This is a genomic window from Enterobacter sp. KB-280D8, from assembly GCF_041399405.1.
Taxonomy (GTDB): domain Bacteria; phylum Pseudomonadota; class Gammaproteobacteria; order Enterobacterales; family Enterobacteriaceae; genus Enterobacter; species Enterobacter cloacae_N.
The window spans coordinates 372,895-395,238 of the sequence record NZ_JBGKEC010000003.1 but is presented as its reverse complement, the minus strand read 5'-3'; the positions used below and the strand labels follow the sequence as shown (position 1 = coordinate 395,238).

Genomic DNA, 22,344 nt, shown 5'->3' with positions numbered 1-22,344 from the left:
GAGTGGTTGAAAATGAAGCGAAGAGAGGCGGAATCAGGGGGATCTTTACGTTGGCTTACGTTCGAGGGGATGCAGATGCGCCCTCTCCCGGTGGGAGAGGGCGTGATAACAACTTTAGTTACGGAACGGGTTAGAGCCTTTGCTGGCGGACGTAGTAGTAGTACGCGCTGCCGCTGGCTGCGCAGCAGGCTCGCTGCCGTTAGCGTTGAAGTTATCAACGGCGGCAACCTGCTCCGGGTTCTCCGGCGCAACGCTGTCCGGAGAGGTGGAGACCGGTTTGCCCAGCGCGCTGTTCAGCATCTGCAGATCCTGCTCGTTCAGCGTACCGAGCGCCTGCTTGATGTTCAGCTGGTTAATCAGGTACTGGTAACGCGCGCTTGAGAGTTGCTGCTTCGCGTTGTACAGCGTGGTGGTCGCGTCGAGCACGTCAACGATGGTGCGGGTACCCACGGAGTAACCGGCTTCCATCGCGTCCAGGGAGCTCTGTGCAGACACCACGGCCTGTTTATAGGCGTTGATGCTGCTGATGGAGGCGTTGACGTTGTTGAAGGAAGAGCGAACGGTCTGCACCACGTTGCGGTGCGCGCTTTCCAGCTGCTCGCTCGCGCCAACAAAGTTGTACTGCGCCTGTTTCACCTGGGAATTAACCATCCCGCCCTGATACAGCGGCAGGGAGAAGCTCAGGCCCACTTTGTTCTGACCCATATTGCTGTCGTCATACTGAGCAGAGTTGGTCTTAGAGCCGCTATAGGTGGTATCAGAGACGCCGGTCGACGCGCTCAGGCTCAGAGTTGGCAGATGGCCATCCTGCGCCTGACGAATTTGCTCGCGGGCCAGGTCCTGGCTCAGGCGCGCCTGCAGCAACGTCAGGTTGCGGTTTTCCGCCTCTTTCAGCAGGGCGTTAACGGCCTGCGGCTTATCCGTTTTGAAGCTGTCCACGTTCAGGGACGCCAGCTCAGGGTAGTAATTTCCGGTCACCTGACGCAGGGATTCCAGCGCGTTGTCGAGGTTGTTACGCGCGGTCACTTCGTTAGCCAGCACGGTGTCATACTGTGAACGGGCGTTCTGCACGTCGGTGATCGCTACCAGACCCACGTTGAAGCGCTGAGTGGTTTGATCTAACTGGCGGTAGATCGCCTGTTTCTGCGCTTCGGTGTAGGAGAGCGCGTCAATGGCGCTCAGCACGTTGAAGTACGCGGTTGCAGTGTTCAGGATCAGCGTCTGCTGGTCGGTCTGATAGGTCACATCCTGGATGCCCGCGCTCTTTTCCTGCAGGGTCAGGGCGCGCCATTTGGACATATCAAACAGCGTCTGTGTTAATTGCAGTGAGGCGCTGGTAGCATTGGAGTTAACGCCGTTAGCGTCGCGGAAACCGTTGCTGTAGGTATAATCTGCACCTAAACCTAACTGCGGCAGCAGTGGGCTACGCGCTTCGTTAATCTTTTCAAACGCAGCATCACGATCGGCCGCTGATTTACGTAAATCAGGGTTGCCCAGACGTGCCTGCTGGTAGACCTGTAACAGGTTTTCCGCCTGGCTCATTGCACTGAAGCCCGTCAGGCTCAGGCCGATAAGGATGGGGAGCAATTTCTTCATTTGCATTCCTTGTTGTGAAGCAGTATTAGCGCTGATCTAATTAAAAAATAATTGCCGATTCTAACAGAATCATCCACACCAAAAGGTTGGCGTTACGTGCCATCTGGCGGTAATTTGCACCAATCTACCATATAGCCTTACAAACGGCAGCCAAACAGCCTTGAAATTCACAATTTCATCACCATTGCTACCAGGACTCGACTCATGCAAAAACCAGAAAAGTTGCCCGTGACATTCGCCAAAAACGATGTAGAAATTATTGCACGAGAAACGCTTTATAGCGGTTTTTTTTCGATGGATCTTTACCGTTTCAGGCATCGCCTGTTTAACGGCGAAATGAGCGGCGAAATCAGACGTGAAATTTTTGAGCGCGGGCATGCGGCTGTCTTGCTACCCTTTGACCCAGTGCGTGACGAAGTCGTGCTGGTGGAGCAGATCCGCATTGCCGCGTATGACACCAGCGAAAGCCCGTGGCTGCTGGAGATGGTGGCCGGGATGATCGAAGAGGGCGAGTCAGTTGAAGACGTCGCCCGTCGCGAGGCGCTGGAAGAGGCCGGGCTGGTGGTTGGCCGCACAAAACCGGTGTTGAGTTATCTGGCAAGCCCGGGGGGCACCAGCGAGCGCTTGTCCATTATGGTGGGCGAAGTGGACGCCACGACCGCAGAAGGTATTCACGGCCTGGCTGATGAAAACGAAGATATTCGGGTTCATGTGGTGAGCCGGGAGCAGGCTTATCAGTGGGTAGAAGAGGGTTTAATCGACAACGCAGCGTCTGTCATCGCCCTGCAATGGCTGCAGCTGCATTATCAGACATTACGAAACGAGTGGAAAAAATGAAGCGCTATACGCCTGACTTCCCAGAAATGATGCGCCTGTGCGAAACCAATTTCGCCCAGCTGCGCCGCCTGCTGCCGAGAAACGACGCACCCGGCGAAACGGTAAGCTATCAGGTGAGCAACGCGCAGTATCGGTTAACGATAACAGAATCAACGCGCTACACTACGCTGGTGGACATTGAGCAAACGGCACCCAGCATCAGCTACTGGAGCCTGCCGTCTATGACGGTGCGTCTCTATCACGACGCGATGGTCGCTGAAGTGTGTTCAAGTCAGCAGATCTTTCGCTTCAAGGCGCGGTATGATTATCCGAATAAAAAGTTGCATCAACGCGACGAAAAGCATCAAATTAACCAGTTTTTAGCCGACTGGCTAAGATATTGTTTAGCACATGGAGCAATGGCGATTCCGGTTTGTTAGCGTCATAAACCTACCTAAGGACACCATTTGGAAAGCCTGTTGAACCTGACTGTTGCTGGTGGGGCGCCAGTCAGGATATTACAAATCACCGATACCCACCTTTTTGCCGAAAAGCATGAAACTTTGCTTGGGGTTAATACCTGGGAGAGTTATCAGGCGGTACTGAGCGCCATTCACGCTGAACATCGCGACTGCGACCTGATTGTCGCAACGGGTGATCTGGCGCAGGACCAATCCTCCGCGGCCTACCAGCATTTTGCTGAAGGCATCGCGAGCTTTAGCGTGCCCTGCGTCTGGCTGCCCGGAAACCATGACTTCCAGCCCGCGATGTACAGCGCCCTTCAGGATGCGGGAATTTCTCCGGCGAAATGTGTTTTTGCGGGTGAACAGTGGCAGATCCTGCTGCTGGACAGCCAGGTGTTTGGCGTCCCGCACGGTGAGTTAAGCGAGTTTCAGCTCGACTGGCTTGAGACCAAACTGGCTGCTGAGCCTGAACGTCACACCCTGCTGTTACTTCATCATCATCCGCTACCGGCGGGCTGCAGCTGGCTGGATCAACACAGCCTGCGCAACTCCGCGGCGCTGGATAGCGTGCTGGCGAAATTCCCACGGGTGAAAAATCTGCTGTGCGGGCACATTCATCAGGAACAGGATCTCGACTGGAACGGACGCCGCATGCTGGCGACGCCGTCGACCTGCGTGCAGTTTAAGCCGCACTGCGCCAACTTTACGCTGGATACCATCGCGCCGGGCTGGCGCTGGCTGGAACTGCATGCCGACGGCACGCTGACCACGGAAGTCTGCCGCCTGGCGGGAGCAGAGTTCCGACCGGATACCGCTTCAGAAGGCTACTGATGTCTACGCTCCTTTATCTGCACGGATTCAACAGCTCGCCGCGCTCCGCAAAAGCGACGCAGTTTCGCCAGTGGCTGAGCGAACATCACCCCCATGTTGAGATGATCATCCCGCAGCTGCCACCATACCCGGCAGAGGCGGCGGAAATGCTCGAATCGATCGTGCTTGAACACGGCGGTGAATCGTTTGGCGTGGTCGGCTCATCGCTGGGCGGATACTATGCCACCTGGCTCTCACAATGCTTTATGCTGCCGGCCGTTGTGGTTAATCCGGCGGTTCGGCCGTTTGAGTTGCTGAGGGACTTTCTTGGTGAAAACGAGAACCCCTACACCGGGCAGCAATATGTGCTAGAGTCACGCCATATTTACGATCTCAAAGTTATGCAGGTCGACCCGCTTGAAGCGCCGGATCTCATCTGGCTGCTGCAGCAGACGGGTGATGAAGTGCTGGATTACCGCCAGGCAGTGGCATACTACGCCTCCTGCCGCCAGACTATAGAAGAGGGCGGAAACCATGCTTTCACGGGCTTTGAGAATCATTTCACCCAGATTGTCGATTTTCTTGGACTGCACAGCCACTGACAATCAATGCGAATTGCTAGTTTAAATCATGACGCAAACCTATAACGCTGATGCCATTGAGGTCCTCACCGGGCTTGAGCCGGTTCGCCGCCGCCCGGGGATGTACACCGATACGACGCGCCCAAACCATCTGGGCCAGGAAGTTATTGATAACAGTGTGGACGAAGCGCTGGCGGGCCATGCCAAACGCGTTGACGTCATCCTGCATGCCGATCAGTCGCTGGAAGTTATCGACGACGGTCGCGGCATGCCGGTGGATATCCACCCGGAAGAGGGCGTGCCCGCCGTTGAGCTGATCCTCTGCCGTTTGCACGCGGGCGGTAAGTTCTCCAACAAAAACTATCAGTTCTCTGGCGGCCTGCACGGCGTGGGGATTTCCGTGGTGAACGCCCTGTCCAAACGCGTGGAAGTCAACGTCCGCCGCGACGGTCAGGTGTACAACATCGCGTTTGAAAACGGTGAAAAGGTGCAGGATCTGCAGGTCGTCGGCACGTGCGGTAAACGCAACACCGGTACCAGCGTCCACTTCTGGCCTGACGGAAGCTTCTTCGACAGCCCACGTTTTTCCGTTTCTCGCCTGACGCACCTGCTGAAAGCCAAAGCAGTGCTCTGTCCGGGCGTGGAAATCACCTTTAAAGACCACGTCAACAACACCGAGCAGACCTGGTGCTACGCCGATGGTCTGAACGACTACCTGTGCGAAGCGGTAAACGGCCTGCCGACGCTGCCGGAAAAACCGTTCGTCGGTAACTTTAGCGGCGATACCGAAGCCGTGGACTGGGCGCTGCTGTGGCTCCCGGAAGGCGGCGAGCTGCTGACTGAGAGCTACGTCAACCTGATCCCGACCATGCTCGGCGGTACGCACGTCAACGGCCTGCGTCAGGGTCTGCTGGACGCGATGCGCGAGTTCTGCGAATACCGCAACATTCTGCCGCGCGGCGTGAAGCTGTCGGCGGAAGATATCTGGGATCGCTGCGCCTACGTGCTCTCCGTGAAAATGCAGGATCCGCAGTTTGCCGGTCAGACTAAAGAGCGTCTCTCCTCACGTCAGTGCGCGGCGTTCGTCTCCGGCGTGGTGAAAGATGCGTTTACCCTGTGGCTGAACCAGAACGTTCAGGCGGCTGAGATGCTGGCTGAAATGGCCATCTCCAGTGCCCAGCGTCGTCTGCGCGCCGCCAAAAAAGTGGTGCGTAAAAAGCTGACCAGCGGCCCTGCGCTGCCGGGCAAGCTGGCCGACTGTACCGCACAGGATCTCAACCGTACCGAGCTGTTCCTCGTGGAAGGGGACTCGGCGGGCGGGTCGGCAAAGCAGGCGCGCGATCGTGAATATCAGGCGATCATGCCACTCAAGGGTAAGATCCTGAACACCTGGGAAGTCTCTTCAGACGAAGTGCTGGCCTCGCAGGAAGTGCATGATATCTCCGTTGCGATCGGTATCGATCCGGACAGCGAGGATCTGAGCCAGCTGCGCTACGGCAAGATCTGTATCCTCGCGGATGCGGACTCCGATGGTCTGCATATCGCCACGCTGCTGTGCGCGCTGTTCGTGAAGCACTTCCGCACGCTGGTGAAAAACGGCCACGTCCACGTTGCGCTGCCGCCGCTGTACCGTATCGACCTTGGCAAAGAGGTTTACTACGCGCTGACGGAAGAAGAGAAGGCGGGCGTGCTGGAGCAGCTTAAGCGTAAGAAGGGCAAACCAAACGTGCAGCGCTTTAAAGGGCTGGGCGAAATGAACCCGATGCAGCTGCGCGAAACGACGCTGGATCCGAACACGCGCCGCCTGGTGCAGCTGACGATCAGCGACGAAGACGAACAGCAAACCAACGCCGTGATGGATATGCTCCTTGCCAAAAAACGTTCGGAAGACCGACGTAACTGGCTGCAGGAGAAAGGCGATATGGCGGATATCGAGGCCTGATGCCCTCACCCTAACCCTCTCCCCCAGGGAGAGGGAATGGATCGTAGGCCCGGTAAGCGCTAGCGCCACCGGGCTTTTTTACGTCAAAACTCCATCTTCACCGTAAACTGCACCTCGCGCGGATCGCCAATCTGGTTGCCCAGGTTGTTGGTCGCAATGGACGACGTGTAGTAGGTCTTATCAAACAGGTTCTTCACGTTCACCTGCAGCGTCACCGGATACTGCAGCTTCATCTTATACGCCGCAAACGCATCCGCTACGAAATAGCCCGGCAGATAATAATCCGCACCGTTGGTTGCCGAGCGACGGCTTACGCCGTGCCCGCCGCCGCCGAGCGTCAGGGTATTCCCGGCAAACGCATTGTGAATATCGTAGGTCAGGAACAGGGAGCCGGTGTGGCGCGGCACGTTCGGCAGCGGTTTATCCGCGTAATCCGGGTCCTCCAGCACTTTCGCGTCGGTATAGCCGTAACTGGCGATAATGTTGGTGTTCTCCGTCAGCGACCCCGCAAGATCCACCTCCACGCCCTGAGAGCGCACGCGGCCCGCGGTTTTGGCGATGGTTTCGCCCCCAATGCTTTCAGTGTACAGCACGTTGCGCTTGTGAATGTCAAACAGCGCAATGTTGGCGGTAACACCGTCGAACAGGTCAAACTTTGCGCCCACTTCATACGCATTCGACGTTTCCGGCGGCAGGTCGCCAATGTAGCTCGCAATGGACGACTGCGGCATAAACGTCTGCGAGTAGTTGGCAAACAGCGAGACTGCTGGCGTCAGTTTGTAAACCAGCCCCAGCTTTGGCGTCCACTGCTCGTCGCGGCTGTCGGTATTGACGTTAAACGGACGGCCTTTGCCCGCGTACTGGGTGTAATACTGGTAGCGTAGCCCGGCGACGGCGATCCATTTATCCGTCAGGTACAGGGCATCCTGAGCGTAGGCCGAGTAGCTCTCCTGCTTGAGCGTCTGGTCGCTGTCAGCGGCGGAGACGGTTGTACACTCGTCGAGTTTGCCATAAACCGGATTATAGATATTGAAACCTTTGACGTTCTTACAGCGCATCATGTCCGTGCGCAGCAGATCGTAATTTTCATACGACACGCCGGTAAGGATCTCATTATAAAAGCCCGCGATATCCACGTTGCCCTGCAGATCCGCACGGGTGCTGTGCATGCGCTGGGTCGAGCCCTGGGTCGCATCCACCCGGCGGGTCAGGGTGCCGGTTTTTGAATCGTAGGCCATAACGCGGGCCTGGTTGTCGCTATATTTATCCTGGCTGTAGCTGTAGTCGAACTTCGCGGTCCACTGGCTGTTGAGGCGATACTCCGCGTTAAGCTGAGCGAGATCGGACTGCCCGTCGGTCACGTTAAACGGCTCGTCAAAGCGGGTTTTGCGATCGACATTCACTGGCTGTTTGGTGTTGAGATCGAAAATCGTTCCGCGATCGAACGGCGTCTTATAGTCGCGATGCGAATAGAGCACGGTCACGGTGGCATCGTCGCCGAACCAGGTCAGCGACGGGGCGATAAACGTGCTGCGTTCGTTGCCGAAGTTGCGCCAGTAGTCCTCGTCCTGATACTCGCCCGTGAGGCGATACGCCAGGCGCGTGCCCTCAATCGGGCCGGTAACATCGACCTGTCCGGTGCCGCCGCCAAAGCTGGAAGAGGTGGCAGAAATCGAGCCGCCGAAGGTCTTCTCCGGGCGCTTCGTGACGACGTTAATCAGGCCGCCCGGATCGAGAATGCCGTAAAGCGTCGAGGCCGGGCCTTTGAGCACCTCCACGCGTTCGGTTGCGGCGTTAAAGCTGCGCGGCAGGACGGTGCGCAGGCCGTTAGTCATGATCGAGCCGTCGCGGTTTGCGCCAAACCCGCGGCGTACAAAGGCATCCTGCGTACCGCCCAGGGTGTTGGTCTGCACCACGTTGCTGACGTTATAGAGCGCTTCATCCAGCGTGGTGGCGTGCTGATCCGCCAGCACCTTATCGCTGACGGTATTCACCACCTGCGGGATATCCAGCATCGGCATGTTGGTCAGCGTGGCGGTGGAGGTGTTCAGCGGCTGGTAGCCGTTGGTGGCCTCCGCCGTAGTATTTGGATCGGCGGTGACGGTAAGCGTTTCGCCGTCTTTAGCCGTGGTGTCTGCTGCCTGCACCAGCGGCGCCATAAACAGCAGTGAAAAGAGCGCGCGCCCTTTTACCCCAGAGAGTGAAGGTGTGAACGTAGCCATTACATCTGTTATCCCAAAATATCCGTGAAGCATATTCACGGAAGAACGTGTGAGTCATTGCCCTTTATGGTCTGCTCGTTAGCCAGAACCGGCATCGAACATGTAATTGAGAATCATTCAATCATGCGGAAATGTAGTAGTAAATGAAAAAAGATAAAAATCGGCTACATCTATGAAACGTAACGGAAAAGCGCAGTAATAACCAATTAACTTATTGAAAATTAGGCACTTAATGTTTTACCTGTCAGTGTAGTAACGCTCCCTTACCCCTGGTTTATTCAGGGTGTTTCTTCTCTTGACTACTACATGGCGCGGCCTCAAACTCTCAAAAGAGAATGATTTTTATTTATATTTGTTTCCCTTTTTTATTACGTTGGCATGCACGTGGCTCACAACACGACAAAACCGGGGCTGGTTCTGGAGAATCTTTCCGCCGGTTATCAGAAAAAAATCATCGTTGATGATATTTCCCTTGCGATCCCCCAGCAGAAAATCACCGTTCTGGTGGGGGCGAACGGCTGCGGAAAATCCACGCTGCTGAGTACCATCGCGCGTTTGCTCCAGCCGCTTGGCGGCGCGGCGGTTCTCGACGGCAAGGCGATCCACGCGCAGCCGACGAAAGCCGTCGCCCGCCAGCTTGGCATCCTGCCGCAGTCTCCGCTGCTGCCGGAAGGGTTAACCGTCTTTGAGCTGGTCTCGCGCGGGCGTTTTCCCTGGCAGAACGTTATGCGCCAGTGGAGCGACGAGGACGAGCAGGCTGTGGAAGAGGCCCTGCGCCTGACCGGTACGGCAGAGTTTGCCCACATGCCCGTGGAAAGCCTGTCCGGCGGCCAGCGTCAGCGCTGCTGGATCGCCATGGCGCTGGCGCAGCAAACGCCGTATATCCTGCTGGATGAACCCACCACGTTCCTCGATCTCCGCTATCAGGTGGAGATCCTCGAACTGCTGCATACGCTGACGCGCGAGCATGGACGTACCGTGGTGGTGGTACTGCACGATCTTAACTTCGCCGTAAACTACGGCGATTCGCTGGTCTTTTTACGCCAGGGAAAAGTTGAGGGCGTACTGCATGAGGGAGACGCCTGCACGCCTGAGCTTATTAAAGCGGTGTTTGATGTCGACGTACATATGTCCATCAATCCGCTGACCGGTAAACCGTTCTTTATGCCGTTTCGCCAGGTCGCAAAACAGCCATGATGCGCACCTCTCTGGCTTTCCTGATTTTCGCCGTGCTGCTGGCAACGGGCGCGATTGCCCATCTGGGGATCGGCGCCCGCCTTATCGCCCCGCAAACGGTAGTGGAAGCACTCTTCCACTTCGATCCGCGTAACTTCGACCATAACGTCATTATCAAACTCAGACTGCTGCGCCTCTGCGCCGCGATGGTGACGGGCGCCGCGCTCGGCGTGGCGGGCGTGCTGCTGCAATCCACGATCCGCAACCCGCTCGGCGAACCGCATATTCTGGGGCTCAACGCCGGGGCAGCACTGGCTGTGGTGCTGACGAGCGCGCTGGGGATGACGCTGCCGTTTGGGCGCCCGCTGATTGCCGCCGCCGGAGCCGCGGCGCTGTTTCTGCTGGTGCTCACGTTCTCCTCGTCCGGACGCACCGGGCTTACGCCGATGAAAGTCACGCTGTGCGGCGTGGCGATGTCGGCATTTGTCTCGTCAATTACCGCCACGGTGCTCATCCTGGATGAACAGACGCTGCTCGCCATGCGCACCTGGCTGGCGGGGGATTTGGCGGGGGTCAGCGGTGAAACGATTGCCGCTGCCCTGTGGGTGGCTGGCGTGGGCTTTGCGCTGGCGCTCTGGCTGTCGCCCTCGCTCAACATGCTGGCGCTGGGCGACAGAATGGCGCAGGGGCTTGGCGTATCGCTGCTGAAAACCCGGCTGTTCGCTCTGCTGGCCATCGCGCTGCTCTGCGGTGCGGCAGTCTCCATTGCCGGGCCGATCGGCTTTATCGGGCTCGTGGTGCCGCAGCTCGTCCGCCGTCTGGTGTCGGTCGATCTGCGCGTGATGGTGCCGCTGTCCGCCCTGTGCGGGGCGCTGGTTCTGCTGCTGGCGGATATCGCTGCCCGCACGCTGTTTTCGCCCTGGGAGCTGGCAACCGGCATCATGACCGCGCTGGTTGGCGCCCCCGTCTTTATCTTCATGGCCTCGAGGATGTTCAAATGAACCGTGCCGGACTGCGTGCGCTTCGGGTTGGCGCCTTCTCGGCGTTGGTCCGTCCAAAGGCGTTGGCGTATCTGGCCGTGCTGACGCTGGCAGCCTGCTTGCTGGTAGGTTTTGGCCTGACGCATGGTTCTCTGCCCATCCCGACTTCCGCCATCGGGCGTGCGCTGTTTTATCCAGAAAGCCTGACGGCGGAGGCGCGCTATATCGTGATGGATATCCGCCTGCCGCGCCTGCTTATGGCGGCGCTGTGCGGTGGGATGCTCGGTATGGCGGGGGCGGCAATGCAGTCTATTACCCGAAATGGCCTGGCCGATCCGGGGCTTATCGGGGTGAAAGAGGGCTGTAGCGCGGCGGTACTGCTGCTGATATTTCAGTTCCCGGCGCTGGGCCTGGCCTGGCGGCCGCTGGTCGGCATGGCCGGGGGGCTGCTCACCGCGCTGCTGGTGATGGCCCTGGCGCGCGATATCTCACGTCCGCGATTCATCCTGATCGGCATCGGCGTGTCGTGGGTCTTTGCCGCCGTAATGGGCGTTTTTATGACCACGGCGGACGTGCGCGACGTGCAGACGGCAATGCTGTGGCTGGCGGGCAGCCTGCACGCCGCAAACTGGACGCTGGTTTGCATTGCCGCTGTCTGGACGCTTCCGGCGTTTGCGCTGCTGCTGCTTACCGCCCGCGCTGCCGACGTGGCGCTGCTCGGCAACCACGCCGCCGCGGGCCTTGGCGTGCGCGCGCAGCGGCTGGCGCTTCTAAGGGTTCTCGCTCCGGTAGTGCTGACGGCGGCCTGCGTCTCCTGCGTGGGGAGCATTGGTTTTGTCGGGCTGATTGCGCCGCATATGGCGCGCCTGCTGCTCCGCGGCGGGCAAACGGCGCTCCTGACGGGTAGTGCCGTGCTGGGGGCGCTGCTGGTGCTGCTGGCGGATAACGTCGGGCGGCTGGCATTCCTCCCGCTGCAGCTGCCGGCGGGAATTGTGATTTCACTGATTGGCGGACCATTTTTCCTGCTGCTGCTCTGGCAGCGTCGGGACAGATTTTAGAGGGTTAACATGCGCATACTGTTTTCGATGCTGTTGCTGGTGGGGTTTGCGGCGAGCGCGGCCGAGCCGACGCAGACGTTTACTGACGATCTGAACCGTAAGGTGGTGGTGCCGGTGCATCCGAAACGGATCGTCTCGTTACACGACCTGGACATTACCATTCCGTTAATTGAGCTTGGCGTACCGCCGGTGGCGAGCCATGGCCGCACCCGGCCGGATGGCAGCCACTTCTTGCGTTCCAGCGGCATGTTGACCGGCGTCGACTTCGATAATTCCGACATCAAGTTTATCGGCACTGCGGATATCGATATCGAAGCCATTGCCGCCGCAAAACCGGACCTGATCGTTACCGAACCGACGCGCAACACCCCGGTGGAACAGCTGGAGAAAATTGCCCCGACGGTGAGCATCGATCATCTCGACGGCGGCGCGCCGGAGATCTACCGCAAGCTGGCGCAGCTGACCGGAACGCAGGCGCGGCTCAGGATTCTGGAGCGGCGCTATCAGGAGCAAATTAAGGCGCTGAAGGCGACGATTGATACCCGCAAGGTGAGCGTGTCGGTGATTCAGGCCAATCAGGGGAAAATCAACGCCATGCACAGCTACCACTCGCTGGGGCGCGTGCTGCGTGATGCCGGGTTCACCTTCCCGCCGCTGATTGAGTCCATCCCGGAAGGGGGGCGCATTGACGTCAGCGCCGAGCGGCTGCCGGAACTGGATGCCGATTTCGTTTTCGCCACCTGGCGCGGGGATACGGGCGGCAAACCGCAGGATGAGCTGGCAGCGATGGATGCAGTGATGCCGGGCTGGTGCCAGTTCCTGAATGCCTGTCGGACCGGACATTACGTGCTGATCTCGCGTGAAGAGGCCATCTCGAACTCGTTCGCCTCGTTAGGGCTGATGGCCGCGCAGGTGCAGTCGCATATTGCCGGACGTCCGCTGCCGGAGGCGTCACGATGAGCCGTAAAGTTGATCTCTTCGGGGACCGCCTCCGCTTGCGATCGCACCAGCTCACGCCTCGGCTGCTGCAGGTGGCGCGCTATATCAATGAAAATCGGGAAGCGGTGATGGAACAGACGGCAATGGAGATCGCGACGCTGCTGAAAACGTCGGATGCCACCGTCGTTCGCGCCATCCAGGCGCTGGGTTTTGCCGGGCTGCGCGATCTGAAGCAGACGCTGGAGCAGTGGTTTGGCCCGGTCGTGACCTCCAGCGAAAAGATCTCCACCACGGTAAATACGCTGACCAGCGACGTCAATGCGAGCATTGATTTCGTGCTGGAGGGGCATCAGCATACCTGTGAAGTGTTGTCTGAACCCCATAACCGCTTCGCGATGGCGCAGGCGGTCTCGCTGCTGGCGCAGGCGAGGCAGGTTGCCATATTTGGGATTGGCGCGTCCGGGATTTTGGCCGAATACACCGCCAGACTCTTTAGCCGGATGGGGCTACCCGCCACGCCGCTTAACCGTACCGGAATAGGGCTGGCCGAGCAGCTGATCGGGCTCCAGCGCGGGGATGTGCTGATCATGATGGCGCAAAAATCCGCGCACCGGGAAGGGCAAACCACGCTGCGCGAAGCAAAACGGCTGGGTATTCCCACGATTTTGCTGACCAATGCCATCGACTCGCGATTCAGCAAAGAGGCCAGCGTGGTGATCCACGTCCCACGCGGCGGCGAGAAAGGTAAAATCCCGCTCCACGGCACGGTGCTGCTGTGTCTGGAGATGATTATTTTATCCGTGGCCTCCACCGAGCCGCAGCGCACCATCAAGTCGATGAAGCGCATCAACGAGTTACATCGTGGGTTAAAACCGGGGAAGAAAAGCAGCTGATTTCCCCGGCTTGCTGATCACGCTTTAGGAATACGCAGCGTCTGGCCAGGATAGATTTTATCCGGGCTGGAGAGCATCGGGCGGTTAGCCTCAAAAATCTTGTTGTACTGGTTAGCATCGCCGTACACGGTTTTGGAGATAGCGCTCAGGGTATCGCCGGATTTCACCGTGTAGTAGGTGGCTTCATCTTTGGCATCGGTCGTGGTGATGTTGTTCTCCACCTCGCTGACGCCCGCGATGTTCCCGACGGCAACCTGGATTTTTTCCTTCTGCTCCTGGGTCAGCCCGTCGCCCGTCACGCTGGCTTTGCCGTCGGTAACGTTAACCTGAACTTTGTCTGAACCGGGAATGTTGAGTTTCTTGAGGTGCTCGGTGATTTTGTCGCTCTGACCTTTATGGTCGGTCAGGTTATCCCATAGCTTTTCGCCTGCTTCTTTTACGAAGTTAAAAAGACCCATTCCATCCTCCTGTTAATCATGAAGTCAGAATAAGCATAGCAGGTCAGAGAGATTTCCCTCCCCGGAAGGAGAGGGAAGGCAGGTTTTAAACCCCTTGCTCCAGAATACGGATGTGGGTCTCCAGCACGTCACCCTTCACCGCATCGCTCCAGGCTTTCATGTGCGCGGTCTGCAGGTGCGCTTCAAGGTGCGCGACGGTTTCCCACTGCTCAACCATGATAATGGAGTCTGGCGCGGTGGACTGGAAGCTCGCGTCGGTAGCGGCGTCCACCATCGGCGCGTAGCCGTGGCAGCCTTCTTCTTTCAGTACGGTTGGGATGATTTTCGCGAACTGATCCAGCACCGCCTGGCGGTGATGTTGACCTGGACGAGTACGGATTTCTGCGATTACTGTAAGCATGGTTACTACTCCTTTAATTCCAGGCTACCAGTTAAGCAAAAATTTTCGCGAGATGCTTGCGATATTCTGCGATATAGCTCGGGACGTCCGGCATTTTAATCACGTCGTTAACGATAAAGGTCGGCAGCGGATCCATGCCCAGGAACTGATTCGCCTTGTGGAACGGCAGGTACGCGCCGTCGACGCCCACGCCCTCGAAGAACTGATCTTTTTCGGTGAAGGCTTCCAGAGGAGCGTTCCAGGTGAGGGAGAGCATATATTTTTTTCCCTGAATCAGGCCGCCGGAGCCGTATTTTTTAGACGCGTCTGAACGGGTGCGGCCGTCGCTGGCATACAGCGAACCGTGACCTTCGGTGAATACGTCGTCCATGTACTTTTTCACGGTCCACGGTGCGCCCATCCACCAGCCCGGCATCTGCCAGATCACCACGTCGGCCCACAGGAAGTTCTGCACTTCGGCCTTCACGTCATAGCTGCTGTCCGCGCGTACGACCTTAACATCATGCCCGGCGTCGCGCAGGAAACCGTCCGCGACCTCGGTCAGGGTGTCATTAAGCTGGCCTTTAGAGTGCGCAAATTCTTTTGCGCCGTTGATAATCAGAATATTGCTCATTTTTTGTCCTCGATGCTGAGAGTATGTCCGGTATTCTACGCGCGAGGGCGGAGCGGAAAAATGAGCAAAATGTGCAAAGTCTTTTGCGCGTAGTGCAATAATCCCTTACCAGCTGACCTTCACGTCAAAGCCGCCTTCAGGCGCATTGCCCAGCGAGACGCGCATGCCGTGCAGCGCGGCAATGCGTTTCACAATGGATAATCCCAGCCCGCTGCCCGTTGCGTCCTGACCCGGCGGACGATAAAACCGCTCGCCGAGACGCGCCAGCGCATCGGGTGAAATGCCCGGGCCGTTGTCGCGCACGGTGAAGCTACGGGTGTTCAGCGTCACGTCTACCACGCTGCCGCGCGGGCTGTAACGGGTAGCGTTGTCCAGCAGGTTACGCGCCAGCAGGCTCAGAAGCAGCTGCTGGCCGGTGCGAGTCACCTCCGGCGCGTTGATGTTCAGACGAATATCAATACCCGCCTGCTGCGCCGAAGGGTAGATATCCATCACCGCAGACTGCAGCAGGTCGGCCATCGCTATCTGTTCTACGCCGTCCAGGCTATCCAGCGAGTCCAGGCGCGACAGGGTAAGGAGCTGATCCACCAGCCGGGAGGCGCGGTCGATACCCGCGTGCAGCTGTGCCAGCGCTTTTTCCTGCGCCTGCGGATCGTCCTGAGAAAGCTGTGCCACGTCGGTTTGCACCTTCAGCGCGGCCAGCGGGCTGCGCAGCTCGTGGGCGGCGTCGGAGGTGAAGCGGCGCTCGCGGGCCATCATCTCCTGGGTACGCGCAAAAAGATGGTTCAGCGAGTCGAGCAGGGGGCGCACCTCCGCAGGCACGTCCTGAGTGGGCAGGGCGTCGGTGGCGTCCGGCGAGCGGGAACGCAGGGTCTGGGCCAGCTTTTTCAGGGGCTTTAGCTCCCGGCTCAGCAGGACAATAAGCAACAGCAGCATCACCGGCAGCGCCACCAGCCACGGCGTCAGCTGAGAGCTGACCACGTCCAGCGCCATATCCTGCCGATACTCCCACTCCTGGCCGACCACCACGCGGTATTTTCCGTCTGGCGACGTCAGCCATAAAAAGCGCCATTCGTCGTTGTCATCCTGAAGCCGTCCGTCATCAAAGCCGTCGCGACGATAGTGATACGGAATATCGCGCCCGTTTTCGCCGTCGTTAAGGATCATCGTGCCATCTGAAGCGTAAATAGCGAAGGCCAGCGCGTCATCGTCCAGATGCCCGTGTTTGGCCTTTTTCGGCACCTCGCGCATGCGCTCCGGCGCGCGGATCTCGTCAAGATCCATCGTCAGCAGCCGTTTGGCAAACAGCATCTGCTGCGTATCGAACAGCTTATCGAGCTTGTGGGTAGTCTGCTGCCACGCCACCAGGCTGGCGGCAAACCAGGCCGTCAGAGACAGCGCTAAAAAGAGAAGCGTCAGGCGCAGCTTCAGGCTCAGCTTCATGCGTCACCCAGGGTATAGCCGATGCCGTGCACGGTGCGGATAAACTCGCTCCCGAGCTTGCGGCGTAAATGATGAACATGGACTTCCACGGCGTTGCTGGAGACGTCATCGTCCCAGGTATAAAGCTTTTCCTCGATGAGCTTGCGCGGCAGCACCCGGCCCGCGTTACGCATTAACAGCTCCAGCAGGGCGAACTCTTTCGGTTTAAGCGTCAGCGTTTCGCCATCCAGCGTCGCGATGAGGCTTGCCGGGTCGAGCGTCACCTTGCCGTGGCGCAACTCGCTGCGCGTCTGGCCGTGGCTGCGGCGCACCAGCGCTTCCAGGCGGGCAGCCACCTCGATCAGTGCGAACGGCTTACAGAGATAATCGTCCGCCCCGAGGCGCAGCCCCTCGACGCGCTGGTTCAGCGCATCCCGCGCCGTCAGGATCAGTACCGGCTCGCTGCGCCCGCTTTCACGCCAGGCGCGCAGGATGTCCAGACCGTCCAGTTCCGGCAGGGTCAGGTCAAGCACGACGGCATCATAGGGCGCAGAGGCGAGCGCGGCCTGTCCGGTTTTCCCGTCGGTAAACCAGTCCACGCTAAAGCCCAGTTTGCTTAAGCCCGCTTTGATGCCATCACCGATTAACCTGTCGTCTTCTACCAGTAAAATGCGCATGTTCCCTCCTTGATGCCGTCAGTAAACCCTCTGCAAGCGCCTGCTGTACAGTAAAAATAAATAAATTTTCCCCTTAAGAAGTTGTTAAGGTTTACCCTGTTTAATGGATTGTGAAACGACATTAAAGGGAGAGATTACGATGAAAAAATTCGCTGCAATTGCTGCCATCATGATGATGACCACCGCGCCGGTCTTTGCTGCTCAGGGCGGTTTCACTGGCCCATCCGCTACACAGACCCAGACGCAAACCCAGCAGGGCGGTTTTGTCGATAACAACGCCAACCTCACCACCGCGGCTAAAGTCAAAGATCTGAAGGACGACGCCTGGGTCAAGCTGCGCGGGAACATTACCGAGCGCCTGTCCGATGACCGCTACACCTTCCGCGATGAATCCGGCACGGTCGTAGTTGAGATTGACCACAAGCGCTGGAACGGCGTGACCGTGACCCCGCAGGATAAAGTCGAACTGCAGGGTAAAGTCGACAAAGACTGGAACGAATTTGAAATCGACGTGAAGCAGGTCATCAAGCTGAACAAATAACCCGAAAAGGGCCGCTTATGCGGCCCTTTTTCTTTGTGACTCAATTCATCAGATGAGGTAGTATCTGCGGCAATATTGCCTGAAACCCTTCGGTTTCTGAGTTGAGGAATCACACGTAATGAGCGATATGGCAGAGCGCCTCGCGCTACATGAATTCACGGAAAACGCCTACCTGAACTACTCCATGTACGTCATCATGGACAGGGCGTTACCGTTTATCGGGGATGGCCTGAAGCCCGTTCAGCGCCGCATCGTCTACGCGATGTCCGAGCTGGGGCTGAACGCCACCGCCAAGTTCAAGAAATCCGCCCGTACCGTCGGTGACGTACTGGGTAAATACCATCCGCACGGCGACAGCGCCTGTTATGAAGCGATGGTGCTGATGGCGCAGCCGTTCTCTTACCGCTACCCGCTGGTGGACGGGCAGGGGAACTGGGGTGCGCCGGACGATCCGAAATCCTTCGCGGCAATGCGTTATACCGAATCCCGCCTGTCCAAATATGCCGAAGTGCTGCTGGGCGAGCTGGGTCAGGGAACCGTTGACTGGGTGCCAAACTTCGACGGTACGATGCAGGAGCCGAAAATGCTGCCTGCGCGTCTGCCGAACATCCTGCTGAACGGCACCACCGGTATCGCGGTCGGCATGGCGACGGACATTCCGCCGCACAACCTGCGTGAAGTGGCGAAAGCCGCCATCACTCTGATTGAGCAGCCAAAAACCTCGCTGGACGATCTGCTGGATATCGTCCAGGGGCCGGACTACCCGACCGAAGCCGAGATCATCACCTCGCGCGCGGAAATCCGCAAAATCTACCAGAACGGTCGCGGCTCCGTGCGCATGCGCGCGGTGTGGAATAAAGAGGACGGCGCCGTGGTGATCACCGCGCTGCCGCACCAGGTTTCCGGCGCGAAAGTGCTGGAGCAGATCGCTTCCCAGATGCGCAATAAAAAGCTGCCGATGGTGGACGACCTGCGCGACGAGTCCGACCACGAGAACCCTACCCGTCTGGTGATCGTGCCGCGCTCCAACCGCGTGGACATGGAGCAGGTGATGAACCACCTGTTCGCCACCACCGATCTGGAAAAAAGCTACCGCATCAACCTGAACATGATCGGCCTTGACGGACGCCCGGCGGTGAAAAATCTGCTGGAGATCCTCTCCGAATGGCTGACGTTCCGCCGCGATACGGTGCGCCGTCGTCTGAACCATCGTCTGGAGAAGGTGCTTAAGCGCCTGCACATCCTCGAAGGTTTGCTGGTGGCGTTCCTCAATATCGACGAGGTGATCGAGATCATCCGTACCGAGGACGAGCCGAAGCCGGCCCTGATGTCGCGCTTCGGTATCAGCGAAACCCAGGCCGAAGCGATCCTCGAACTGAAGCTGCGCCATCTCGCTAAGCTGGAAGAGATGAAGATCCGCGGCGAGCAGAACGAGCTGGAAAAAGAGCGCGATCAGCTGCAGGCGATCCTCGCGTCAGAACGCAAAATGAATAACCTGCTGAAGAAAGAGCTGCAGGCGGATGCCGATGCCTTCGGCGATGACCGTCGTTCTCCGCTGCACGAGCGCGAAGAAGCGAAGGCGATGAACGAGCACGACATGCAGCCGTCCGAGCCGGTGACCATTGTCCTGTCGCAGAGCGGCTGGGTGCGCAGCGCCAAAGGCCACGATATCGACGCGCCGGGTCTGAGCTACAAAGCGGGCGACAGCTTTAAAGCGGCGGTGAAAGGTAAGAGCAACCAGCCGGTGGCGTTTATCGACTCCACGGGCCGCAGCTACGCCATTGACCCGATCACGCTGCCTTCCGCGCGCGGCCAGGGCGAACCGCTGACCGGCAAGCTGACGCTGCCGCCGGGTGCAACGGTTGACCACATGCTGATGGAGGCCGATGACCAGAAGCTGCTGCTGGCGTCCGATGCGGGCTATGGCTTTATCTGTACCTTTAACGACCTGGTGTCGCGTAACCGCGCCGGTAAAGCGCTGATCAGCCTGCCGGACAACGCTCACGTGATGCCGCCGCTGGTGATCGAGAACGAGAGCGACATGCTGCTGGCGATCACCTCTGCCGGACGCATGCTGATGTTCCCGGTCAGCGACCTGCCGGAGCTGTCGAAAGGTAAGGGCAACAAGATCATCAACATACCGTCTGCGGAAGCCGCGAAAGGTGAAGATGGCCTGGCGCATCTCTTCCTTCTGCCGCCGCAAAGCACGCTGACCATTCACGTCGGCAAGCGTAAAATCAAGCTTCGTCCGGAAGAGCTGCAGAAAGTGGTGGGCGAGCGCGGCCGTCGCGGTTCGCTGATGCGCGGCCTGCAGCGTATCGACCGCGTGGAGATTGATTCCCCTGCGCGCAGCAGCGTGGGCGACAGCGAAGAGTAATGCCGTGACACCCCCTCTGTCCGGAGGGGGTATTTCAATAAAATTTCCCGTAAAATCGTTGTTAATTCGTGCGTTGCGATTAACAATACGCGCTCGTAATAAAGTCCTTACCTGGCCACAGGTGAAGTATAATTGTCAGCTGTCAGGGCTTCAGAGGTCGCTATGCTATATATTGTTCGTCTTATTCTTACCGTTATCTACTGCATTCTGGTCTGTATTTTCGGCTCTATTTACTGCCTGTTCAGCCCGCGTAATCCTAAGCATGTTGCCACCTTTGGCCATATGTTCGGCCGCCTTGCGCCGCTGTTTGGCCTGAAGGTTGAAAAACGCCTGCCTGAAGGGGCGGAGAATTTCGGTAACGCCATCTATATCGCTAACCATCAGAACAACTACGATATGGTGACGGCCTCCAATATTGTTCTGCCGCCGACCGTAACGGTGGGGAAAAAAAGCCTGCTGTGGATCCCGTTTTTTGGCCAGCTGTACTGGCTGACCGGTAACCTGCTGATCGACCGTAATAACCGCGCAAAAGCGCACGGCACCATTGCGGAAGTGGTGAACCATTTTAAAAAGCGCAAAATATCCATCTGGATGTTCCCGGAAGGAACGCGCAGCCGCGGTCGCGGTCTGCTGCCGTTTAAAACCGGCGCGTTTCATGCCGCAATTGCGGCAGGTGTTCCAATTATTCCCGTGTGCGTTTCCAATACTTCTAATAAGATTAATCTTAACCGCCTGAATAATGGTCTGGTGATTGTCGAAATGCTGCCACCCGTCGATACCAGTAAGTATGGTAAAGACCAGGTGCGCGAGCTGGCAGCCCACTGCCGCGAGCTGATGGCTCAGCATATTGCGCTGCTGGACAAAGAAGTCGCAGAAAGAGAAGCCGCCGGTAAGGTTTAATCCGGCGTTAAAGGGAAAACGAATTCCCGCGTTGTTAGTCGTTTCAGATGGAGCTTATATGTCACTCAGTCGGCGTCAGTTTATTCAGGCTTCGGGGATTGCCCTTTGTGCGGGTGCGATGCCGCTGACAGCCAGCGCCGCCGGGCAGCAACAGCCGCTACCCATTCCGCCGTTGATTGAATCCCGTCGCGGGCAGCCGCTTTTCCTCACGCTTCAGCGCAGCCACTGGTCGTTCACCCAGGGCACGCGCGCGCCGGTGTGGGGCATTAACGGGCGCTACCTCGGGCCGACCGTCCGCGTGTGGAACGGCGATGACGTTAAGCTCATTTACAGCAACCGTACGGCTGAAAACGTCGCCATGACCATCAGCGGCTTACAGGTTCCTGGCCCGCTGATTGGCGGCGCGGCGCGAATGATGTCCCCCAACGCCGACTGGGCGCCCGTCCTGCCGATCCGCCAGAGCGCGGCAACCCTGTGGTATCACGCCAATACCCCTAACCGTACGGCGCAGCAGGTCTATAACGGCCTGGCCGGCATGTGGCTGGTGGAAGATGAGATGAGCAAATCGCTGCCGATCCCGAACCACTACGGCGTGGATGATTTCCCGGTCATCATTCAGGACAAACGTCTGGATAACTTCGGTACGCCGGAGTACAGCGAGCCGGGCAGCGGTGGCTTCGTCGGCGATACGCTGCTGGTTAACGGCGCGCAGAGCCCGTACGTGGAAGTGTCCCGTGGCTGGGTGCGCCTGCGTCTGCTCAACGCCTCTAACTCGCGCCGTTATCAGCTGCAGATGAGCGATGGCCGCCCGCTGCACGTCATCTCCGGCGACCAGGGCTTTTTACCCGCGCCCGTCTCCGTAAAACAGCTGGCGCTGGCGCCGGGAGAGCGTCGTGAAATTCTGGTGGATATGACCAACGGGGATGAAGTCTCCGTCACCTGTGGTGAAGCCGCGAGCATTGTTGATCGTATTCGCGGGTTCTTTGAGCCGTCGAGCATTCTGGTCTCCACGCTGGTGTTAACCCTGCGCCCAACCGGCCTGCTGCCGTTGGTCACCGACAGCCTGCCGATGCGTCTGCTGCCGCAGGAGATCGTGAGCGGTTCGCCGGTGCGCAGCCGTGATATCAGCCTGGGCGACGATCCAGGCATTAACGGCGCGCTATGGGATGTGAACCGTATTGATATCACCGCCCAGCAGGGCACCTGGGAGCGCTGGACGGTGCGTTCAGATATGCCGCAGTCGTTCCATATTGAAGGGGTAAGCTTCCTGATCCGCAACGTTAACGGTGCGATGCCGTTCCCGGAAGACCGTGGATGGAAAGATACCGTCTGGGTGGACGGCCAGGTTGAACTGCTCGTCTACTACGGCCAGCCTTCCTGGCCGCACTTCCCGTTCCTGTTCCACAGCCAGACGCTGGAGATGATGGACAGGGGCTCCGTGGGGCAGATGCTGATTAACCCCGCGCCTTAACCCCCTGA

At 58.4% G+C, this 22,344-nt stretch carries 21 protein-coding genes; 14 read left to right on the top strand and 7 right to left on the bottom strand.

Going from position 1 to position 22,344, the window contains the following annotated elements; all coding sequences use genetic code 11:
• Positions 1 to 114: 114 nt before the first annotated feature.
• Entirely contained in the window at positions 115 to 1,596 is a 1,482-nt protein-coding gene (tolC, locus tag AB8818_RS11895; protein WP_116342080.1) for an outer membrane channel protein TolC, read from the bottom strand.
• A 204-nt stretch (positions 1,597 to 1,800) separates the two neighbouring features.
• Here tolC and nudF point away from each other — a divergent pair, with 204 nt between their 5' ends.
• Genes nudF through parE form a run of 5 tightly spaced genes read left to right on the top strand, consistent with a single transcriptional unit; the run spans position 1,801 to position 6,209 of the window.
• Positions 1,801 to 2,433 carry an ADP-ribose diphosphatase gene (nudF, locus tag AB8818_RS11890; protein ID WP_116342078.1) on the top strand — a complete coding sequence of 211 codons (633 nt, stop codon included), beginning with the start codon at positions 1,801 to 1,803 and terminating at the stop codon, positions 2,431 to 2,433.
• The gene (locus tag AB8818_RS11885) at positions 2,430 to 2,852 is read left to right on the top strand and encodes a DUF1249 family protein (RefSeq protein WP_061097042.1); all 423 of its coding nucleotides are present in this window, start codon (positions 2,430 to 2,432) and stop codon (positions 2,850 to 2,852) included. The genes nudF and AB8818_RS11885 overlap by 4 nt, the downstream gene beginning before the upstream one ends.
• Before the next feature lie 27 nt (positions 2,853 to 2,879).
• On the top strand, positions 2,880 to 3,707 hold the full coding sequence (gene cpdA / locus AB8818_RS11880) for a 3',5'-cyclic-AMP phosphodiesterase (RefSeq protein WP_116342076.1): 828 nt from the start codon (positions 2,880 to 2,882) through the stop codon (positions 3,705 to 3,707).
• Positions 3,707 to 4,288, top strand: a complete 582-nt coding sequence (gene yqiA, locus AB8818_RS11875; RefSeq protein ID WP_023331317.1) for an esterase YqiA — start codon at positions 3,707 to 3,709, stop codon at positions 4,286 to 4,288. Before cpdA ends, yqiA begins: the two co-directional genes overlap by 1 nt.
• A 28-nt stretch (positions 4,289 to 4,316) precedes the next feature.
• Positions 4,317 to 6,209, top strand: a complete 1,893-nt coding sequence (gene parE, locus AB8818_RS11870; RefSeq protein ID WP_192982714.1) for a DNA topoisomerase IV subunit B — start codon at positions 4,317 to 4,319, stop codon at positions 6,207 to 6,209.
• Positions 6,210 to 6,292: 83 nt separating this feature from the next.
• Here the strand turns inward: parE and AB8818_RS11865 are convergent, their stop codons facing one another.
• Positions 6,293 to 8,431 carry a TonB-dependent siderophore receptor gene (locus tag AB8818_RS11865; protein WP_192982712.1) on the bottom strand — a complete coding sequence of 713 codons (2,139 nt, stop codon included), beginning with the start codon at positions 8,429 to 8,431 and terminating at the stop codon, positions 6,293 to 6,295.
• 384 nt (positions 8,432 to 8,815) lie between these two features.
• On the opposite strand from AB8818_RS11865, the gene AB8818_RS11860 reads away from it, so the two are divergent.
• Genes AB8818_RS11860 through AB8818_RS11840 form a run of 5 tightly spaced genes read left to right on the top strand, consistent with a single transcriptional unit; the run spans position 8,816 to position 13,477 of the window.
• Complete coding sequence (locus AB8818_RS11860) at positions 8,816 to 9,628, top strand: ABC transporter ATP-binding protein (RefSeq protein ID WP_116342275.1); 813 nt, start codon at positions 8,816 to 8,818, stop codon at positions 9,626 to 9,628.
• On the top strand, positions 9,625 to 10,608 hold the full coding sequence (locus AB8818_RS11855; protein WP_163329692.1) for an iron ABC transporter permease: 984 nt from the start codon (positions 9,625 to 9,627) through the stop codon (positions 10,606 to 10,608). Before AB8818_RS11860 ends, AB8818_RS11855 begins: the two co-directional genes overlap by 4 nt.
• Positions 10,605 to 11,645, top strand: coding sequence for an iron ABC transporter permease (locus AB8818_RS11850; protein WP_192982709.1), 1,041 nt, complete (start codon positions 10,605 to 10,607; stop codon positions 11,643 to 11,645). The genes AB8818_RS11855 and AB8818_RS11850 overlap by 4 nt, the downstream gene beginning before the upstream one ends.
• A 9-nt stretch (positions 11,646 to 11,654) precedes the next feature.
• Entirely contained in the window at positions 11,655 to 12,605 is a 951-nt protein-coding gene (locus AB8818_RS11845; RefSeq protein WP_163329690.1) for an iron-siderophore ABC transporter substrate-binding protein, read from the top strand.
• Positions 12,602 to 13,477, top strand: coding sequence for a MurR/RpiR family transcriptional regulator (locus AB8818_RS11840; protein ID WP_192982706.1), 876 nt, complete (start codon positions 12,602 to 12,604; stop codon positions 13,475 to 13,477). The genes AB8818_RS11845 and AB8818_RS11840 overlap by 4 nt, the downstream gene beginning before the upstream one ends.
• Before the next feature lie 17 nt (positions 13,478 to 13,494).
• Here the strand turns inward: AB8818_RS11840 and lysM are convergent, their stop codons facing one another.
• From lysM to qseB, 5 genes are all read right to left on the bottom strand, one after another.
• On the bottom strand, positions 13,495 to 13,935 hold the full coding sequence (lysM, locus tag AB8818_RS11835) for a peptidoglycan-binding protein LysM (RefSeq protein ID WP_028014428.1): 441 nt from the start codon (positions 13,933 to 13,935) through the stop codon (positions 13,495 to 13,497).
• A gap of 85 nt (positions 13,936 to 14,020) precedes the next feature.
• Entirely contained in the window at positions 14,021 to 14,335 is a 315-nt protein-coding gene (locus tag AB8818_RS11830) for a putative quinol monooxygenase (protein WP_116342064.1), read from the bottom strand.
• 31 nt (positions 14,336 to 14,366) lie between these two features.
• Positions 14,367 to 14,948: an NAD(P)H-dependent oxidoreductase gene (locus AB8818_RS11825; protein WP_061097054.1), complete on the bottom strand. Its 582-nt coding sequence runs from the start codon at positions 14,946 to 14,948 to the stop codon at positions 14,367 to 14,369.
• Positions 14,949 to 15,053: 105 nt separating this feature from the next.
• Complete coding sequence (gene qseC / locus AB8818_RS11820; protein WP_163329688.1) at positions 15,054 to 16,391, bottom strand: quorum sensing histidine kinase QseC; 1,338 nt, start codon at positions 16,389 to 16,391, stop codon at positions 15,054 to 15,056.
• On the bottom strand, positions 16,388 to 17,047 hold the full coding sequence (gene qseB, locus AB8818_RS11815; protein WP_192982704.1) for a quorum sensing response regulator transcription factor QseB: 660 nt from the start codon (positions 17,045 to 17,047) through the stop codon (positions 16,388 to 16,390). Before qseB ends, qseC begins: the two co-directional genes overlap by 4 nt.
• Positions 17,048 to 17,186: 139 nt before the next feature.
• Here qseB and AB8818_RS11810 point away from each other — a divergent pair, with 139 nt between their 5' ends.
• The 4 genes from AB8818_RS11810 to ftsP all read left to right on the top strand — a co-directional run bounded on the left by AB8818_RS11810 (position 17,187) and on the right by ftsP (position 22,336).
• Positions 17,187 to 17,588, top strand: a complete 402-nt coding sequence (locus AB8818_RS11810; protein ID WP_023309189.1) for a YgiW/YdeI family stress tolerance OB fold protein — start codon at positions 17,187 to 17,189, stop codon at positions 17,586 to 17,588.
• 118 nt (positions 17,589 to 17,706) lie between these two features.
• A complete protein-coding gene (gene parC / locus AB8818_RS11805) occupies positions 17,707 to 19,965 on the top strand; it encodes a DNA topoisomerase IV subunit A (RefSeq protein WP_163329685.1) in 2,259 nt (752 codons plus the stop codon).
• A 162-nt stretch (positions 19,966 to 20,127) separates the two neighbouring features.
• Positions 20,128 to 20,865, top strand: a complete 738-nt coding sequence (gene plsC / locus AB8818_RS11800; RefSeq protein WP_061097059.1) for a 1-acylglycerol-3-phosphate O-acyltransferase — start codon at positions 20,128 to 20,130, stop codon at positions 20,863 to 20,865.
• A gap of 58 nt (positions 20,866 to 20,923) precedes the next feature.
• Positions 20,924 to 22,336 (top strand): cell division protein FtsP, encoded by a 1,413-nt coding sequence (gene ftsP / locus AB8818_RS11795; RefSeq protein ID WP_116342056.1) that lies wholly within the window; start codon positions 20,924 to 20,926, stop codon positions 22,334 to 22,336.
• Positions 22,337 to 22,344 lie beyond the last annotated feature (8 nt).

Bases quoted from the DNA above. Each gene is read 5' to 3' on its own strand.
- tolC (WP_116342080.1), bottom strand. From the start codon at position 1,596: ATGAAGAAATTGCTCCCCATCCTTATCGGCCTGAGCCTGACGGGCTTC.
- nudF (WP_116342078.1), top strand. From the start codon at position 1,801: ATGCAAAAACCAGAAAAGTTGCCCGTGACATTCGCCAAAAACGATGTA.
- AB8818_RS11885 (WP_061097042.1), top strand. From the start codon at position 2,430: ATGAAGCGCTATACGCCTGACTTCCCAGAAATGATGCGCCTGTGCGAA.
- yqiA (WP_023331317.1), top strand. From the start codon at position 3,707: ATGTCTACGCTCCTTTATCTGCACGGATTCAACAGCTCGCCGCGCTCC.
- parE (WP_192982714.1), top strand. From the start codon at position 4,317: ATGACGCAAACCTATAACGCTGATGCCATTGAGGTCCTCACCGGGCTT.
- AB8818_RS11865 (WP_192982712.1), bottom strand. From the start codon at position 8,431: ATGGCTACGTTCACACCTTCACTCTCTGGGGTAAAAGGGCGCGCGCTC.
- AB8818_RS11855 (WP_163329692.1), top strand. From the start codon at position 9,625: ATGATGCGCACCTCTCTGGCTTTCCTGATTTTCGCCGTGCTGCTGGCA.
- AB8818_RS11850 (WP_192982709.1), top strand. From the start codon at position 10,605: ATGAACCGTGCCGGACTGCGTGCGCTTCGGGTTGGCGCCTTCTCGGCG.
- AB8818_RS11845 (WP_163329690.1), top strand. From the start codon at position 11,655: ATGCGCATACTGTTTTCGATGCTGTTGCTGGTGGGGTTTGCGGCGAGC.
- AB8818_RS11840 (WP_192982706.1), top strand. From the start codon at position 12,602: ATGAGCCGTAAAGTTGATCTCTTCGGGGACCGCCTCCGCTTGCGATCG.
- lysM (WP_028014428.1), bottom strand. From the start codon at position 13,935: ATGGGTCTTTTTAACTTCGTAAAAGAAGCAGGCGAAAAGCTATGGGAT.
- AB8818_RS11830 (WP_116342064.1), bottom strand. From the start codon at position 14,335: ATGCTTACAGTAATCGCAGAAATCCGTACTCGTCCAGGTCAACATCAC.
- AB8818_RS11825 (WP_061097054.1), bottom strand. From the start codon at position 14,948: ATGAGCAATATTCTGATTATCAACGGCGCAAAAGAATTTGCGCACTCT.
- qseC (WP_163329688.1), bottom strand. From the start codon at position 16,391: ATGAAGCTGAGCCTGAAGCTGCGCCTGACGCTTCTCTTTTTAGCGCTG.
- qseB (WP_192982704.1), bottom strand. From the start codon at position 17,047: ATGCGCATTTTACTGGTAGAAGACGACAGGTTAATCGGTGATGGCATC.
- AB8818_RS11810 (WP_023309189.1), top strand. From the start codon at position 17,187: ATGAAAAAATTCGCTGCAATTGCTGCCATCATGATGATGACCACCGCG.
- parC (WP_163329685.1), top strand. From the start codon at position 17,707: ATGAGCGATATGGCAGAGCGCCTCGCGCTACATGAATTCACGGAAAAC.
- plsC (WP_061097059.1), top strand. From the start codon at position 20,128: ATGCTATATATTGTTCGTCTTATTCTTACCGTTATCTACTGCATTCTG.
- ftsP (WP_116342056.1), top strand. From the start codon at position 20,924: ATGTCACTCAGTCGGCGTCAGTTTATTCAGGCTTCGGGGATTGCCCTT.